This window comes from Pseudomonas sp. EU05-FHT14B02 (assembly GCF_058791055.1).
The window spans coordinates 51,519-68,114 of sequence record NZ_JBYTDD010000032.1; the positions used below are offsets into that span (position 1 = coordinate 51,519).

Annotated in this window: 14 protein-coding genes and 1 pseudogene; 7 read left to right on the forward strand and 8 right to left on the reverse strand. The window is 61.0% G+C overall.

Going from position 1 to position 16,596, the window contains the following annotated elements; translation table 11 throughout:
* Positions 1 to 174: 174 nt before the first annotated feature.
* The 5 genes from AC3WTM_RS24580 to AC3WTM_RS24600 are packed head-to-tail and all read left to right on the forward strand — an operon-like array spanning position 175 to position 5,724.
* Complete coding sequence (locus AC3WTM_RS24580) at positions 175 to 1,290, forward strand: ABC transporter ATP-binding protein (RefSeq protein ID WP_102670115.1); 1,116 nt, start codon at positions 175 to 177, stop codon at positions 1,288 to 1,290.
* Positions 1,291 to 1,329: 39 nt separating this feature from the next.
* Entirely contained in the window at positions 1,330 to 2,472 is a 1,143-nt protein-coding gene (locus tag AC3WTM_RS24585) for an ABC transporter substrate-binding protein (RefSeq protein WP_102670074.1), read from the forward strand.
* Between the two features lie 31 nt (positions 2,473 to 2,503).
* Complete coding sequence (locus AC3WTM_RS24590) at positions 2,504 to 3,421, forward strand: ABC transporter permease (protein ID WP_102670073.1); 918 nt, start codon at positions 2,504 to 2,506, stop codon at positions 3,419 to 3,421.
* A 1-nt stretch (position 3,422) separates the two neighbouring features.
* Entirely contained in the window at positions 3,423 to 4,259 is an 837-nt protein-coding gene (locus tag AC3WTM_RS24595) for an ABC transporter permease (RefSeq protein ID WP_102670114.1), read from the forward strand.
* Positions 4,252 to 5,724: an aldehyde dehydrogenase family protein gene (locus tag AC3WTM_RS24600; protein WP_102670072.1), complete on the forward strand. Its 1,473-nt coding sequence runs from the start codon at positions 4,252 to 4,254 to the stop codon at positions 5,722 to 5,724. The genes AC3WTM_RS24595 and AC3WTM_RS24600 overlap by 8 nt, the downstream gene beginning before the upstream one ends.
* A gap of 168 nt (positions 5,725 to 5,892) precedes the next feature.
* On the opposite strand, the gene AC3WTM_RS24605 is transcribed toward AC3WTM_RS24600, so the two are convergent.
* The 7 genes and pseudogenes from AC3WTM_RS24605 to AC3WTM_RS24635 form a co-directional block, all read right to left on the reverse strand.
* Positions 5,893 to 7,275 carry an LLM class flavin-dependent oxidoreductase gene (locus tag AC3WTM_RS24605; protein WP_102670071.1) on the reverse strand — a complete coding sequence of 461 codons (1,383 nt, stop codon included), beginning with the start codon at positions 7,273 to 7,275 and terminating at the stop codon, positions 5,893 to 5,895.
* A gap of 34 nt (positions 7,276 to 7,309) precedes the next feature.
* Positions 7,310 to 8,155, reverse strand: a complete 846-nt coding sequence (locus AC3WTM_RS24610) for an amino acid ABC transporter permease (RefSeq protein WP_102670070.1) — start codon at positions 8,153 to 8,155, stop codon at positions 7,310 to 7,312.
* On the reverse strand, positions 8,152 to 8,973 hold the full coding sequence (locus AC3WTM_RS24615; RefSeq protein WP_102670069.1) for an ABC transporter substrate-binding protein: 822 nt from the start codon (positions 8,971 to 8,973) through the stop codon (positions 8,152 to 8,154). Before AC3WTM_RS24615 ends, AC3WTM_RS24610 begins: the two co-directional genes overlap by 4 nt.
* Before the next feature lie 294 nt (positions 8,974 to 9,267).
* Entirely contained in the window at positions 9,268 to 10,032 is a 765-nt protein-coding gene (locus AC3WTM_RS24620) for a tetratricopeptide repeat protein (RefSeq protein WP_102670113.1), read from the reverse strand.
* Between the two features lie 283 nt (positions 10,033 to 10,315).
* Positions 10,316 to 10,564 (reverse strand): annotated as a pseudogene (locus AC3WTM_RS24625) (tyrosine-type recombinase/integrase); the annotation flags it as partial.
* A gap of 41 nt (positions 10,565 to 10,605) precedes the next feature.
* Positions 10,606 to 11,160 carry a YdeI/OmpD-associated family protein gene (locus AC3WTM_RS24630; RefSeq protein WP_102670068.1) on the reverse strand — a complete coding sequence of 185 codons (555 nt, stop codon included), beginning with the start codon at positions 11,158 to 11,160 and terminating at the stop codon, positions 10,606 to 10,608.
* 89 nt (positions 11,161 to 11,249) lie between these two features.
* Positions 11,250 to 12,383 (reverse strand): aminotransferase class V-fold PLP-dependent enzyme, encoded by a 1,134-nt coding sequence (locus AC3WTM_RS24635; protein WP_102670067.1) that lies wholly within the window; start codon positions 12,381 to 12,383, stop codon positions 11,250 to 11,252.
* Positions 12,384 to 12,576: 193 nt separating this feature from the next.
* Here AC3WTM_RS24635 and AC3WTM_RS24640 point away from each other — a divergent pair, with 193 nt between their 5' ends.
* Together AC3WTM_RS24640 and AC3WTM_RS24645 are read left to right on the forward strand one after the other, a co-directional pair.
* The gene (locus AC3WTM_RS24640; protein ID WP_102670112.1) at positions 12,577 to 13,308 is read left to right on the forward strand and encodes a protein-L-isoaspartate(D-aspartate) O-methyltransferase; all 732 of its coding nucleotides are present in this window, start codon (positions 12,577 to 12,579) and stop codon (positions 13,306 to 13,308) included.
* A 2-nt stretch (positions 13,309 to 13,310) separates the two neighbouring features.
* A complete protein-coding gene (locus AC3WTM_RS24645) occupies positions 13,311 to 15,743 on the forward strand; it encodes a spermine/spermidine synthase domain-containing protein (protein WP_102670066.1) in 2,433 nt (810 codons plus the stop codon).
* Positions 15,744 to 16,075: 332 nt separating this feature from the next.
* On the opposite strand, the gene AC3WTM_RS24650 is transcribed toward AC3WTM_RS24645, so the two are convergent.
* Positions 16,076 to 16,528 (reverse strand): Lrp/AsnC family transcriptional regulator, encoded by a 453-nt coding sequence (locus tag AC3WTM_RS24650; RefSeq protein WP_102670065.1) that lies wholly within the window; start codon positions 16,526 to 16,528, stop codon positions 16,076 to 16,078.
* Between the last annotated feature and the right edge of the window lie 68 nt (positions 16,529 to 16,596).

Consider the following 16,596-nt stretch of genomic DNA (forward strand, 5'->3'; position numbering starts at 1 on the left):
CGTTAACGATTACACGGGATGACTGGCTCAACGCGGCGCTCTCGAGTCCATCGCGAGCAAGCTCGCTCCTACAACAATCCCCTCCTATCCCCCAAGGGATATATACACCGCAAAACCCCGATTGCTAGTTTGGCCTCCGACGCACTGATTCATCACTGCAAGGGAGCCCGCATCGTGAACAACACCCCGCCAAGCGATATCGAATTCTGCAATGTGGTCAAGCGTTATGGCGAGGTGCAGGCCGTTGGCGGTCTGAATTTCGCGGTGCAGCGTGGCTCGTTTCATTCCTTCCTCGGCGGCTCGGGCTGCGGCAAGACCACCACCCTGCGCATGATCGCCGGCTTCGAACAGCCCACCAGCGGCGAGGTCCGCCTGGCCGGCAAGAGCGTTGCCGGCGTGCCGGCCTTCGAGCGGCCGGTGAACATGGTGTTCCAGCATTACGCGCTGTTCCCGCACCTGACCGTGGCACAGAACATTGCCTATGGCTTGCGTTATCGCACCCCGCGCCCTGACAAAAAACAGCAACTGCGCATGGCCGATGAAGCGCTGGAAATGGTGCGCCTGAGCGGCTTCGGCCAGCGCAAGCCGAGCGAGCTTTCAGGCGGCCAGCAACAGCGTGTCGCCCTCGCCCGTGCGCTGGTGAACAAGCCGACGGTGTTGCTGCTCGACGAGCCACTGGCCGCGCTGGACCGCAAGCTGCGCAAGGAGATGCAATCGGAATTGCTGCGCTTGCAACGCGAGGTCGGCATCACCTTCGTGCTGGTCACCCACGACCAGGAAGAAGCCCTGTCGATGAGTGACAGCATCAGCGTGATGCACAACGGTTCGATCATCCAGACCGCCACCCCGGAACAACTCTATGAAGCCCCGGCCAGCCGTTATGTGGCCGACTTTATCGGTGAGTCCAACCTGTTCGACGGCACCGTTCGCCAGCTCAACGGCAACTCCGTGGTGCTGCGTACCGAGCAAGGGCTGGAACTGACCAGCCCCCTCACCCCCACCGGCAAAGCCCTGAGCGCCAACACCGCCGGCTGCATTGCGGTGCGGCCTGAGCTGATCAGCATCGCCGGGGCCAACGCCGAGATGACCCGGGAAGTGAAGCTGCCGGGCTGCGTTGAAGATCGCATTTATCTGGGCAATTCCACCGAGTACCGCGTGCGCACCCAGGCCTTTGGCGTGGTTTGCGTGCGGGTGCCGCGCCAGCAGGATCACGGCGCCAATGCATTCGAACACGGCGCGGCAGTGCGCGTCGGCTGGGATCACGCCAATGGCCTGGCCATGGCGTTGTAAATCATCGATTCGTTTCATCAACCGGATGTGGAGCGTGCTATGGACCAGAAGACTTTTATAAAAACCCTGCGCAGCTGGCAGAACGGCTCGATCAGCCGCCGTGAGTTCCTTGGCCGCACGGGCCTTGGGATCGCCGCCGCCGTGGTCGCGACCAACATGCCCGGCCTGCTGACCTCCACCGCAGAAGCCGCCGAGCAAACCAGACTCGGTGATCGCCTGTCGCTGGCGACCTGGCCGAACTACCACAGCCAGGAAAACCTCGACGCCTTCGGCAAGACCACAGGTGCCCGGGTGTCGATGAGCGTGTTCGGTTCCAACGAGGAAATGCTCGCCAAATTGCAGGCCGGCGGCAGTGGCTGGGACGTGCTGGTGCCGACCAACTACACCATCAGCACCTACGTCGGCCTGGGCCTGATCGAGCCGCTGGACCTGTCGCGCATTCCCAACTTCGACGCCTCGGCGTTCCAGCAGAAGTTCATGGCTCAGGGCACGGTGGACGGCAAGGTCTACGCGGTACCAAAAAACTGGGGCACTACCGGCATGCTCTACGACGCCGGCAAACTGAAAAACGGCCCAGCCAGCTGGAAGGAGTTCTGGGCCGCCGCCCAAGGCCCGGCCAGTGGCCGGACGATGGTCCACGACTACCAGTTGACCGCCATCGGCAACGCGCTGAAAAGCTTTGGCTACAGCTTCAACTCCCTGGACCCGAAAGAACTGGCCGATGCCGAAAAGCTGCTGATCGAGGTCAAGCCGCACCTGTTCGCGATCAACTCCGACATCCAGCCATCGATGCGCAGCGGCGATGCCTGGCTGGCGATGTCGTGGACCGGCGACGCCTCGCAACTGCACCGCGACAACGCGCAAATGCAGTTCGAACTCGGCAAGGAAGGTGGCGAGCTGTGGAGCGACTTCTTCGCCATCCCGAAAAGTTCGGAGCACAAGGACGCCGCCTATGCCTTCATCAACTACCTGCTCGACCCACAGCACAACAAACTCGAAGTGCTGAGCCACGGCTACCCGAGCGGCGACAAGCGTGTCGATGCCTTGCTGCCCACGGCGATGCTCGACGACCCGATCATGTACCCGGCCGCCGAAGCCCTGAGCCCACTGGAGTTCGGAGCCGCAGCAACGCTGACCAGCCCGGCCCGCGCCGAACTGATGGCACGTTTCAAGTCCGCTTGATCGCCTGACCATGGCCAATGAGGAGTCACCCATGAATGCCGCCGCCCACCCGCAAACGGTGCAGCCGGGCCATGCCCTGTCCGCCGAGGTTCGCCAACGGCGTAGCCTCGGCCGACGCATCACCTTGCTGATGCTCTTGCCTTCGACCCTGTGGTTCCTGCTGCTGTTGTTGATGCCGCTGGTGATCATCCTGGTCTTCAGTTTCGGCGAGCGCAGTGCCGTGGGCGGTTACGCCGGTGGCTTCACCCTGGCCAACTACCTGAACCTCGGCTCGCGCGGTGCGGCGTTCAGCAACACGCTGATGCTCGCGCCGCTGGGCACCCTGGTGTGCCTGGTGGCGGCTTATCCGCTGGCGTACTTCCTGGCGGTCAAGGTCACCAGAAACCGCTCGCTGTTGCTGACCCTGGTGATCGTGCCGTTCTGGACCAGTTTCCTGATTCGCACCTACGCGTGGATTTTCATCCTCAGCGGCAAAGGCATTCCGGCGCTGCTGGCCAGCCTGGGCCTGGAGGATGTGCGGTTGATCAACACGCCGTGGGCGGTGCTGATCGGCATCGTCTATGGCTACCTGCCGCTGATGGTGTTCCCGATCTACGTCAGCCTGGAAAAGCTCGACAAGCGCCTGCTCGAAGCCTCGGCGGACCTCGGTGCCAGCGCCTTCGAAAGTTTCCGGCGCATCACCCTGCCCTTGTCCGCGCCGGGGATCATCACCGGGGTGATGCTGGTGTTCATCCTGCTGATGGGCGAGTTCCTGATCCCGGCCATTCTCGGTGGCGGCAAGGTGTTCTTTGTCGGCAACGCGCTGGTCGACCTGTTCCTGCAATCGCGTAACTGGCCGTTCGGCAGTGCCCTGGCCATGACGCTGGTGGCGATGATGCTGCTGATCATCGGCGTGTATTTGAAACTGGTGGCGCGCTATGGCGGCCGCCCTGCCGACGGAGGTCTGTGACATGTGGCTGCGCAGCTATTCGACATCGCTGTACCTGTTCCTCTACGCTCCGATTGCCTTGATCGTGCTGTTCAGCTTCAACGCCGGGCGCAGTGGCCTGGCCTTTCAGTGCTGCTCGGTGCAATGGTTCGGCACTGCATTCGGCAACCCGTTCATCATGGAAGCCCTGGGCAACAGCGCACTGATTGCCTTGAGCTCTGCGGTGATCGCCACGCTGTTCGGCACCCTGGCGGTGTTCGGCTTGCAACGCTGCGGCAGCAAAGTGCGGATGCTGTTCGATGCGCTGACCTATTGCGCGATCATCGTGCCGGGCATCGTCATCGGCATCTCGACGCTGATCGCCTTCATCAGCCTGTTCGACCTGATCAACCCGTTGCTGGCGAGCTGGTTGCCGACGGTGCCGACGGTGCCGAAGTTGAACATGGGGTTCTTCACCGTAATCGCCGCGCATTCGCTTTTCACCATGGCACTGGTGATGGTGATCGTGCGCAGCCGCGTCGATTCCCTGGACAAGGCCTTGCTCGAAGCCTCGGCGGACCTCTACGCGCCACCGATGGATACCTTCTGGCGGGTGACCCTGCCGCAGATCAGCCCGGCGATCATGGCCGGCTTCCTGCTGGCCTTCACCTTCAGCTTCGACGATTTCATCATCGCGTTCTTCGTCGCCGGCTCCGAAACGACACTGCCGATCTACATCTTTTCCTCCATCCGCCGTGGCGTCACGCCGGAGATCAACGCGATTTCGACGGTGATCATCTGCGTGTCACTGGCCCTGCTGTTCACTTCCCGCCATCTGCAAAACCGCCGCACCGGCGCCCAGGAGTCGCACCATGCGTGATCAGCTTTACATCAATGGCGAGTGGGTCAGCCCGGATCTGGGCGGCTATCTGGACGTGATCGACCCGGCCACCGAACAGGCCTTCCACAGCGTCGCGGCAGGCACCGAAGAAGACGTCGACCATGCCGTGCGCGCAGCCCGTCGCGCCTTCGACAATGGCTGGGGCCAAAGCAGCGGCGCCGAGCGTGCGCAGTGGCTGGAAGCATTGGCCGATGAACTGGAAACCGGCAAACAGACACTCTCGGAACTGGAAGTGCGCGACAACGGCAAACCCCTGCCGGAAGCACAATGGGACATCGGCGACGCCATCGCCTGCTTTCGCTACTACGCCGGCCTGGCCCGTGAACTGGACCAGCAGCAGGACCAACCGCTAGCGTTGCCGGATGAGCGTTTCCGCTGCCGCATCCGCCACGAGCCGATTGGCGTGGCCGGGCAGATCATTCCCTGGAACTACCCGCTGCTGATGGCCGCGTGGAAGGTTGCGCCGGCCTTGGCTGCCGGGGCCACTGTGGTGTTGAAGCCGTCAGAACTGACGCCGCTGACCGCCCTGGAACTGGCCGCTGCCGCCGATCGTATCGGCTTGCCCGCCGGGGTGTTGAACCTGGTCACCGGCCTCGGCGCCGATGCCGGCAGCCCGCTCACCGAGCATCCGGGGGTGGACAAACTGGCGTTCACCGGCAGCGTGCCCACCGGCGCGAAAATCATGTCGGCGGCGGCGCGGGACATCAAGAACATCAGCTTGGAGCTGGGGGGCAAGTCAGCATTCATCGTGTTCGACGACGCCGATGTCGACGCCGCCGTGGAGTGGATTCTGTTCGGTATCTTCTGGAACCAGGGCCAGGTGTGCAGCGCCACGTCTCGTCTGCTGGTGCAGGAAACCATCGCTGCGCGCCTGATCGAACGGCTGGTGGAGGAAACGCGCAAGATCAGCATTGGCCCAGGCATGCAGCCCGGCGTGCTGCTCGGTCCGCTGGTCAGTCAGAGCCAGTACGACAAAGTGCTCGGCTTCATCGACCAGGGCTTGGCCTGCGGCGCCCGTTTGCTCACGGGCGGACGGCGACCGGCGCACTTGCGCGAAGGTTACTTCGTCGAGCCAGCGATTTTCGATGAGCCTGGCCACAGCAGTATTTTGTGGCGCGAAGAAGTGTTCGGCCCGGTGCTGTGCATCAAGCGCTTCAAGACCGAAGAGCAAGCGCTGCAGATGGCCAACGCCAGTCGCTTCGGCCTGGCCGCTGCCGTGATGAGCGCGGATTTGCAGCGCACCGCCCGGGTCGCCAACCAACTGCGCGCCGGGATCGTCTGGGTCAACTGCTCGCAACCGACCTTCGTCGAAGCCCCCTGGGGCGGCATGAAACACAGCGGCATCGGCCGCGAACTGGGCCAATGGGGGTTACACAATTATCTGGAGGTCAAACAGGTGACCGAGTACGTCAGCGACCAGCCTTGGGGGTGGTACTTGAAGTAAATGGGTCAAACTGTGGGAGCCAGCTTGCTCGCGATAGCGGTGGGTTAGCCAGCATCTCTGTTGGATGTGCCGGCCTCTTCGCGGGCAAGCCCGCTCCCACAGTGTCCCGGGATTAACTGACTGGCATTGGCCTCTGGAGAGCCGCTTTTTTTTCAGGACTGTCCCGCCCTAAAAACCTTTATCAAAGCGGAATGAGGCGCCGTAAGCAGAATCCGGTAAATGGCTGGCGCCATCGTCCCGTAACCGCGAACGGAAAGTACCGCTCTGTGGCTGGGTACGATACAAGCCGCGTTTTTGCAGTTCAGGAATGATCAGTTCAACGAAGTCCTCAAGGCTGCCCGGGCTGATCAGCGGGTTGAGCATGTAGCCGCTGGTTCCGGAAATACGGGCGTGCTCTTCGATCCGATCGGCCACTTGTTGCGGCGTTCCCACCAGAATCAGATCACTGCCCCGGGTGACATTGGCAAAGCGCTGTTTGACATCGCCGGCGGTCAAGGGCTTGCCACTGCCATCAGGACGCATCACATAAGAAGTCATGCCTTCAGTGTGAGTGGACAACGCGTCGCTGTCCGCGTAGCGGCTGATGTCGATACCGGTATCACCGGCATAGCTCACCAGTTGCGCCTGCAAGTGATAGTTGCTTTGCAGTTCGTCATATTTGCGTTGGGCTTCGATCTCGGTCCTGGCCGTGACGATGCGAAGTACCGTCAGTGATTTGACATCCCCGGCATGACGCCCCCGTGCCCTGGCCTGCGTCCATATATCTTCCAATCCCTGGCGAATCTCCAGCGGGTTGGACTTGGCGATGAAAATCAGTTCGGCGTGCTTGGCCGCAAACTCGCGACCGCGGCCTGACCAACCGGCCTGGATCAGCAAGGGTGTGCGTTGCGGTGACGGGGACGTCAAATGCGGCCCGGCCACCCGGTAATGCTCGCCAACATGATTGATCGGTCGCACGCGATCGCCGTTGGCATATACCTGGCGAGACTTGTCGGCAACCACGGCATCGTTTGCCCAGCTGCCTTCCCAGAGTTTGTAGACCACATCGAGAAATTCATCTGCGCGTTCATAGCGATCATCGTGCTTGATCATCTGCTCCAGGCCGAAGTTGCGAGCGGCGCTGGTCAGGTAGGAGGTGACGATGTTCCAGCCGACCCGGCCATTGGTCAGGTGGTCCAGCGTGCTGAAGCGTCGGGCATGGGTGAAAGGATGCTCGTAACTAGTGGTGACCGTGACGCCGAAGGCGAGGTTTTCCGTCACGGCGGCCAATGCCGGGATGATCATCAACGGGTCGTTGGCCGGTGCTTCCACCGCCCACTTCATGGCCGCGTCGGCATTACCGCCAAACACATCGTAGAAACCCAGCACATCACCAAAAAACAGCATGTCGAGATGAGCCTGGTCGGCGATGCGCGCCAGGTTCGACCAGTAGCCCAGCGAGTTGATGGTCAGTCGCTCGTCAGCCGGGTGCGTCCAGAGGCTCGGCGCGCCGCCACAGCCAACGCTGGCTTGCTCGTATAACGCAAACAACAGAGGTTTTGGATCGGACATCGTAGTACCTGTAAAAAGTCATTAAACGGACGGATCAGCGCTGATGCTTGAAACCTTTGCCGTAGTGGCGTTCAAGACGGCTCTGTATCAACTCCAGTCCAATGGACAGGAGCCAATAGATAACGGCTGCGGTGGTGAGCATTTCGATGTAGCGGTAAGACGAGCGTCCGTACGACTGCGCCAGGAACATCACTTCCCAGACCCCCATCACCGATATCAACGATGAGTCCTTGAGCATTGAAATGAACTGACTGGTTGTCGGGGGAATGATCGTGCGCATCGCTTGCGGCAGGACGATATGCAGGAACGTTGCCGCCGGCCTCAGCCCCAGAGCCATCGCCGCTTCGCGCTGTCCGGGGGCTACAGCCATGATGCCGGCACGAAAAATCTCGCTGAGGTAGGCGCCGTAATTGAGCGACAGCGCAATGATTCCCGCGCTGATGGCACCCGGCACGACACCCAACTGCGGCAGACCCAGGTAGATCAGCAGGATCTGGATCAACAGTGGAGTACCGCGAAAGAAAGACGCATAGAAACTGGCAACGCCGAAAGCCACTGCACTGCGAGACAGCCGCGCCAGTGCCGTCGCGAAGCCAAGGAGCAACGAAAGCCAGATCGAACAGAAGCACAGGAACAGTGTCAGCGCGGCGCCTTGCAAGAAACCGTCAGGCCCCAAATGAAGGCCGACCAGGTTGGGCAGCTTCTGCACAATGATCGAGAACTTCAGATCGAAGCTCATGAAAAACATGGCGCACAGGCCAAACAGCACTGCCCAGGTCAAATACAGGCGAGTGCGAAAACCAGGTAGCGGACTGAAACGACGCGTCTCGGTTTCGGGGGCGACAGCCGTCCTGGCCGGGTGTGGATTGAGGGCTGTCATTGGCTGATATCGGCACCGATCCACTTCTGTGAAATCTTGCTTAATGTGCCGTCGGCCTTGAGCTGGGTCACGACCTCAGTGACTTTGGCATTCCATTGCGGATCGCCCTTTTCAATCGCGACCACGTTGGGCTCCGCATACAGCGTGTCGCCGGCAATTTTGAAGCGAGGATCCTGGGCGATGCGTTCGCGAGCGGTGATGAGGTTGGTGACCATGGCATCGAGGCGCACGCCCGTGCCCAAGGCCAGATCCTGGAAGGCTACCGTTTCGTTGTCGTATGGCGCGACCTGGACGCTTTCGAATGGATAGCTCAACGGTTTGTCCTCGGCGCCCTCGATCACCAGATCCTTGTTCAAATAGGCTTCATAGGTCGACGCACTGATCACGCCGACTTTTTTACCTGACAGATCCTTGCCCGTGACAATGTTCTTGTCTTTGGCATTGACCACGATCACGGCCGGTGACTGGTAATACTCCACCGGAAAGTCGAACACTTCGGCCCGCGCCTTGCTCGGGGTCATCGAGCAGACGCAGATGTCATATCGTCCGTTCCAGTGGCCGGCAGCGATGACATCCCAAGACGGAGTCTGCAGCTTCAGTTTCACCCCTAACCGTTGCGCAACGGCCTTGGCGACATCGACGTCAAACCCGTCCAGTTGGTTCTGTTCATTGAGAAAGGAGAATGGCGGATAGCTTTCCATCAGAACGCCGGTCAGCTCCCCGCTGCTGGTTACGCGATCCAGGGTGGCGCCCGCGAAAGCCGTCGAGCAGGTAGCCAGTAATGCCAAGCCAAATGGTAAAAGCGCCTTAGTGTTCACAGACAAGTGCTCCAATCGATTCAAAATACTGAATAGATTAAAACGCACTATAAAAATAGTTTGTACTATCTTTATGGAATATAAGACTGCGTTCAAGCTATATTGGATCAAGCGGTTCAGATGCTTGAACCGCAGATTTTTGGTGGCAAGCAACACCCCGAAAGATCCGGTCCGGGGGTTGCTTTTTGTTCAGCGATAGCAATCGAGCAGGCGTGCGGCAACTTCCTTCAATTGCGCTTCGGCCAGATGGTTGATCCCGGCAGTGGCGTCGTTGGGGTAGATGTCTTCATAAATTCAACCGCGCACCAGGTAGGCCCCCGGGGGAACCCGATGTCGCAGCTTCTTGCATTTGCCGGGTGCCGGCTGATGCCCCGCCGGGCGATCAGGAAACCAGATTCGACATTTACCCGGACGCGGCATATGGCCGCGGGGAATCTGGACTTCAGCGTACGCCCGCTCTGGCTCGACATTAGTCATTTGTAATTTTCCTTCGGGTCCGGCTCTGCCAGCCGACGGCGCATCCAGCGCCCGATATGCCTCTGCGCGAGCCAAGTTGCCAGCGTCGTTCCCAGTATCCGGAGCGGATTGCTCAGCAACGGCCATTTCCGCTTCGCGACGCCTTTGGGCCTCCTCATCCAGCCCCTTCTGTACTGCAACCACGTCCTCTTTTGCATTGGGTGGGGTACCCGAAGACTGGGCCTGCTGCGCCGCCTGGATCAATTGGAAGTTGCGGTTGCGTAGCTCGACATTGCGACCAACCCGTATGTTCGAGCGTGCCGCCAGGGTTTCAGCCTGCTGGTACTGCCCCTGCTGAAGGCGCAACACCCCCAGGTAATGCAGTGTCGCTGGATTGTTCGGCTGGATATGCAGGGCTCGCTCCAGCGTGGCGGCGGCCTGGTCCAATTGGCCATTTTCATACTGCCGCGAGGCGGTTTCGATCAGGGTGGTTGATGCGCTGTTACTCTGCGCCGGCGCGCTTCGTTCGGCAGCAACCGAATAAAGCGACGGGACAGTGCAGAACACCAGGATGAGGCCCGGCAGAAAACTCTTGGTTGGCATCAGGGGGCGGACTCGACTGAATTCAAACGGCACTGCCGTAAAACAGGCCATAACACTGCTCGGCATTTGCGATACAGAGCCGCTATTGACCGGGCCAATACCCTGAAGTTCCTGCTGCAACGACCGTTGCGACCAGTACCATTTTTTACCACCCCCAACATCCAGGCACGATCTGTTGCTGTTCTTCACTCAGGGAGCAAAACAGCCATTAACGGACGCTCAGCCTACGTCTTTTTCCTGCGTACATTACGTCCTCCTGGAAACAGATCAGAAGGTGTAAACCTTATTCAGGACGGGACACTTCCGTTTGTTCCGGCATTTCCAAGGCATCATCGACCTCGATTCCCAGGTATCTGACGGCGCTTTCAAGCGTCGTATGACCAAGCAGAAGCTGGACAGCTCTCAGGTTGTTCGTCCTGCGATAGATCAGCGATGCCTTGGTTCGCCGTAGTGTGTGAGTACCGTACATGGCTGGGTCCAGGCCAATCGCTGTCACCCACACTTTGACTATTCAAGCGTATTGTCTGGTGGAAGATGGACGCATCGTCAGGCGTATTCAACGGAATATTCCATTTAAGAATTTTCTGCCTCGGGCGCACGGAAGGCCTTACTGTAATAGCCGGACTGGTCGAAACAGCAAACCTGCTTCTTGCCGGTTGCAAGCATATCGCAGGCATCACCAATTCGCTTTTCGCGGGTCTTTAGTTGCTTGGCTGAAGTAATCCAGTGGATCCAGTCTACTCGTGCGATGGTCGTTGTATTATTCCAAACTTTACGAGCCTCAGGAGTGGCTGCCAGTGCTTCCTCAAAGTCTGCCGGGATGTCAGGCTCGGGTTCCTTTTTCACAGGGGTCAGCTCGAATGTAACGATATCCCCAACGGCCACACCTGCGGCGTCGAGTAACTCGCTACTTACCTTCAGCCAATGACTCAACTGACCATCGGGCTCAAGGGTTGCCTGGAAATGGTGCCCATTGATTGTGCCTTCAACTGTCGTCCTTCCTCGCCTCGGAAGCGATTCACTCGCGTCTCTTGGCAGTACTGCGAACGCCCACGACGTATCATTACCAGGCTTTGCCGGACGAAGTAGTTTGGCTTCGAATCGGGATTTCACATCGATTATTGTCATTGCCACTCCTCCAACTAATACGCCTGACTTCTTTCTGGCAACATCACTGTCGCGTTTAAATGCGACAGTGATGTTGCCAGGATGCGCGCTTAGTTATCCATCACCTCGTCCAGTACCTTCTCGAGGGTGCTGACCGTGCGCTCGATATTGTGCAGCTTTTCGAGTCCGAACAGGCCGATGCGAAAGGTCTGGAAATCGGCCGGCTCGTCGCATTGCAACGGCACTCCGGCGGCGATCTGCAGGCCGTGGTTGGCAAATTTCCTGCCGCTCTTGATGTCGGCATCATCGGTGTAGCTCACCACTACGCCAGGGGCCTGAAAGCCGGCTGCGGCCACGCTTTTGATGCCTTTGCCGGTCAACATTGCGCGCACCCGATCACCCAGAGCCTGTTGTTCGCCGCGGACCTTGTCGAAACCGTAGGCTTGCGTCTCTTTCATCACTTCGTTAAACCGCGCGAGGGAATCGCTGGGCATGGTCGCATGGTAGGCATGTCCGCCCTGTTCGTAGGCCTGCATGATCTGAAGCCACTTTTTCAGGTCGCAGGCGAAGCTGCTGCTTTGCGTCTGTTCGATACGCTCGAGGGCCAAAGCACTGAGCATCACCAGGGCGCAGCAAGGGGAGGCGCTCCAGCCTTTCTGCGGCGCGCTGATCAGCAGGTCGACTGCGCATTTGTGCATATCAACCCAAAGCGTGCCTGAGGCGATGCAGTCCAGCACGAACAGGCCACCCACCGCATGCACCGCGTCGCCGACGGCACGCAGGTACTCGTCGGGCAGGAGAATCCCTGATGAGGTTTCAACATGGGGGGCGAAGACAATCTGCGGCTTCTGCGCCGCAATAGCTGCCAGCACTTCGTCCAGAGGGGGTGGAGCGTAGGCAGCCTGGCGACCAGTGTCGACAGGTCGGGCTTTCAGCACCGTGGTGGCCGCCGGGATGTTGCCCATCTCAAGGATCTGGCTCCAGCGATAACTGAACCAGCCGTTGCGTATCACCAGGCATTGCTGGCCGGTGGCAAACTGTCGCGCCACCGCTTCCATGCCGAATGTGCCGCTGCCCGGAACCACCGCAACCGCCTGGGCGTTGTAGACCTGTTTCAGGGTCTTGGAAATGTTCTTCATCACGCCTTGAAATGACTGCGACATGTGGTTGAGCGAGCGGTCGGTGTAGACCACTGAGTACTCGACCAGCCCCTCGGGATCGATACTGGGATATAGCTTTGACATGGGTGACTCCTTTGGCAGGGACCTCAGTGGTATCGACCCTGCCCTAAGCCTTGGCAAATGACAAGGTTGCGATATTTTCCCGGGCAGTCGCCGCAGCCTGGTTTGGTCGCCGGCACCCCCGGCTTGCCGAGTCAGCCCGCCGGCCATACGATTCGACTATTCCTCAGGCGGATGAGTCATTGTGAAGCCGGTGATGCTCCTGACGCGCATCCTGGCACCTGCCATCGCTCTGGCGCTGGCATCTGCCGGCCTGCATGCCGACGACCCGTTCGCGCCGTTGCGCGACGCCATGGTGCGGGAGATCGTCAACATGTCGTCCGTCACCCGCGACGAAACCGGCAAAGTCGAGTTTGCCGCGCCGGTGATGGCCGCAATGGCCAAGGTGCCACGCCATAAGTTCGTCCCGCCCGACGAGGTGCCCTACGCCTACGAGAATCGCCCGCTGCCGATCGGCTACGGCCAGACCATCTCCCAACCCTACATCGTCGCCCTGATGACTGACCTGACGCAGGTCGGGCCCGGCGACGTGGTGCTCGAGATTGGCACCGGCTCGGGCTACCAGGCGGCGATCCTCGCCGAGCTAGCGCAGGCGGTCTACACGATGGAGATCATCGAGCCGCTGGCAGTGCAGGCCGGGGAGCGCTTGGGCCGTCTGGGATATGCGAAGGTGCATGCCCGGCTGGGTGATGGCTACCACGGCTGGCCCGAGCACGGTCCTTACGACGCCATCCTCGTCACCGCCGCCGCCAGCCATGTGCCGCCGCCACTGATCGCCCAGCTCAAGGCCGGCGGACGGATGGTAATCCCGGTCGGCGCGCCGTTCATGATCCAGTACCTGCTGCTGATCGAGAAGGCCGGCGATGGCAGTGTGTCCACCCGGCAGGTACTGCCTGTGCGCTTCGTGCCGCTGGTCGGAGGCGGTTGAGCATGCATTCGCCACCATTGCTCGCCCTGACGCTGCTGTCTGCCTCCGCGCTCGGCTATGAGGTGCTGCTGCTGCGACTGCTTTCGATCGTCCAGTGGCACCATTTCGCCTACATGATGATCAGCGTCGCGCTGCTCGGCTACGGCGCTGCCGGCACCGCCGTGGCGCTGGCGCGGCCTGTGCTGGCGCCGCGCTTCCATGGCGTGTTCATCGGCGGCGCGGTGCTGTTCGGGCTGAGCGCCATCGCCTGCTTCAGCCTGGCTCAGCAGGTTCCGTTCAATCCCCTCGAGATCCTCTGGGACGCGCGGCAGTCGGCGCGCCTGCTGATGATCTACCTGCTGCTGTTCGTGCCGTTCTTCTGCGCGGCTGTGTGCATCTGCCTGACCTTCACCTGCTTTCAGGAACAGATTCACCGGATCTACGCCTTCGACATTCTCGGCGCCGGCGTGGGCAGCCTGGCGATCGTCGCCGCGCTGTTCGCCCTGACGCCCGTCGATGCGCTGCGGCTGCTGGGCGGCACCGGCATCGCCGCCGGGGCGTTGGCTAGCATGGCTTGCACGGGGCATAGGCACTGGCTCGCGCCGCTGCTGCTGGCGGTGGCAGTCGCGGTGCCGGCCGGCGTGCCCGGACGCTGGATCGCCCTGTCGCCCTCCGAGTACAAGGAACTGAGCCAGGCGCTGCGTATCAAGGATGCGCGCGCAATCGCCCAGACCTGGAGTCCGCTGGGCCTGCTCACGGTCGTCGACAGCCCGACCATTCCCCTGCGCCACGCGCCGGGCCTGAGCCTCAACGCGACGCAGGAACCGCCCGCACAACTGGCCGTCTTCACCGACGGCGACGGCCTTTCCGTGCTGAACCGCTATGACGGGCGCCGCGAGCCGCTCGCCTACCTGGACTACCTGACCTCAGCGCTGCCCTATCACTTGCTGCGCCAACCCCGCGTGCTGGTGCTGGGCAGCGGCGCCGGCGCCGATGTGCTGCAGGCGATCTATCACGGCGCCAGTGCGGTGGATGCCATCGAACTGAACCCACAGGTGATCGATCTGGTCCAGCGCCACTTCGCCGACTTCTCCGGCAAGCCGTACAGCGCGCCCAACGTCCGTGTGCTGATCGGCGAGGCGCGCGGCCTGGTGGCTTCGCGCGGCGAGCCTTACGACCTGATCCAGATCGCCCTGCTGGACTCCTTCGGCACTGCCTCAGGCGGCCTGCATGCGCTGTCCGAGAACTACTTGTACACGGTTGATGCCTTCGCCGAGTACCTGCGCCATCTCGCGCCCGGCGGCCTGCTGGCCATCACCCGCTGGGTCGCCCTGCCGCCGCGCGATGTTCCCAGGCTGCTGGCCACCGCGGCCGCGGCCATCGAGCGCGACGGGCAGGCCAGCGCGGCGCGCCGCATCGTCATGATCCGCGGCTGGAAGACCGCGACGCTGCTGGTCAGCAACAGGGATTTCGACGACGCCGGCATCGTCGTGCTGCGGGAATTCTGCCGGGCGCGCTCCTTCGACCTGGCCTACTACCCCGGGATGACCGTGGCCGAGGCGAACCGCTACAACCTGCTCGACCGGCCCTGGTTCTTCGACGCGGCGCAGGCCCTGCTGTCCGGCGAGCGCGCGGAGTTCCTGGCGCGCTACAAGTTCGACGTGCGTCCGACTACGGATGATCGGCCGTATTTCTTCCACTTCTTCAAGTGGCGCTCGCTGCCGGAACTGTTGGCGCTGAAGGCCCAGGGCGGCCTGTCAATGCTGGAGTGGGGCTATCCGGTGCTGATCGCCACGCTGCTGCAGTCCAGCGTGGCCGCCGTGCTGCTGATCCTGGCGCCGCTATGGGTGGCACGGCGGCGCCAGCGACGCTCTCGGAATGCGGCTTTGGCCAGGTTCGAACTTCGGGTCGTGTCCTACTTCGCCGCCATCGGCTTCGCCTTCATGTTCGTGGAAATCGCCTTCATCCAGAAGTTCACCCTGTTCCTCAGCCACCCGTTGTATTCGGTGGCGGTAACGCTCAGCGCGTTCCTGATCTTCGCTGGCCTCGGCAGCCGTTACTCCGGCCGACGGCGGGGGGATATTGAAACGGGTGTGGGGCCCCGTCATCCGCTCGCGCGGCCAGTCCTGGCGATCTGCGCGATCGCCCTGCTCTACCTGATCGCCCTGCCCTCGTTGTTCCAGCTGCTGGCGCCGTTGGGGACCCTCGCCAGGTTCGGCATCTGCGCCGCGCTGGTAGCGCCGCTGGCGTTCGCCATGGGCATGCCGTTTCCGCTCGGACTCGGGCGCGTCTCCGCGTGCGCCGAAGCACTGGTGCCGATCGCCTGGGGTGTCAACGCCAGCGTATCGGTGGTGGCGGCCGTGCTGGCGACCCTGCTGGCAATCCACCTGGGTTTCACCGTGGTGTTGCTGCTGGCGTTGCTGCTGTATCTCGCGGCGGCAGTCCTGTTTCCCTGATCGCGGCGGTTCGGAGCGAAACGTCAACAGACCCTAGTGAGGCGAATGGCCTGTTGGAACGCCGCTTGCCCAGTTCACACGTCTTGTAGTGTCGATCCGCGAGAGTGACGCCTTTCCTGCTTCGAAGCTAAACATTTGAAATGTGGACGTGCGCGTCATGCCAAAGATGAGAGGTTCCGTGCCGCAAGCAATTGGTTTTGGCCGACGCAGTCGAGTCGTAAGAGGTGGCTTTCATCCCATAGCTGCCGGTGGTGACCGGCAGAAACCGGCCAGAAGCAGTCGTCCCAAAATCCCACAAAATCCTGCAAGAAACAGAAGACCTGCCACGTCAATCACAAAGGAAGCGGTCTGTCTTGAATGACCCGCTTCATGACCAGGGTCGAGGTCAGCCGTTGCACATTAGGTAATGTCGAAAGGCTCTCATCGTAAAGTCTTTGAAAGGCTGGCAGGTCCTGGGCAATGACGTGCAGCAAGTAGTCCGGCTCCCCAAATAACCTCTGGGCATCGACCACTTGCGGGATCTCAACGAGCGCCGTCTCGAACGCCTCGACAGCTTGCCGGTTTCCCTCTCGAAGGGTGGCAAACACCATTGCGGAAAAATTCAGGCCCAATGCACCGGGATCAAGCTGCGCTCGATAGCCCAGCAACACACCGGACTCCTCCAGTGCCCGCACTCGCCGATGGCAAGGAGAGAGGCTCAGGCCTACACGTTCGGCAAGCTCAGTGACCGAAAGACGGCCATCCTTTTGCAGCTCCGCAAGAATATTCCGGTCAATTCTGTCCACGCAGAATAATCTCCCAATCTACAAAATCAAAACGACCATTTTTGAAAGTTAATTCTAACCATATTTCA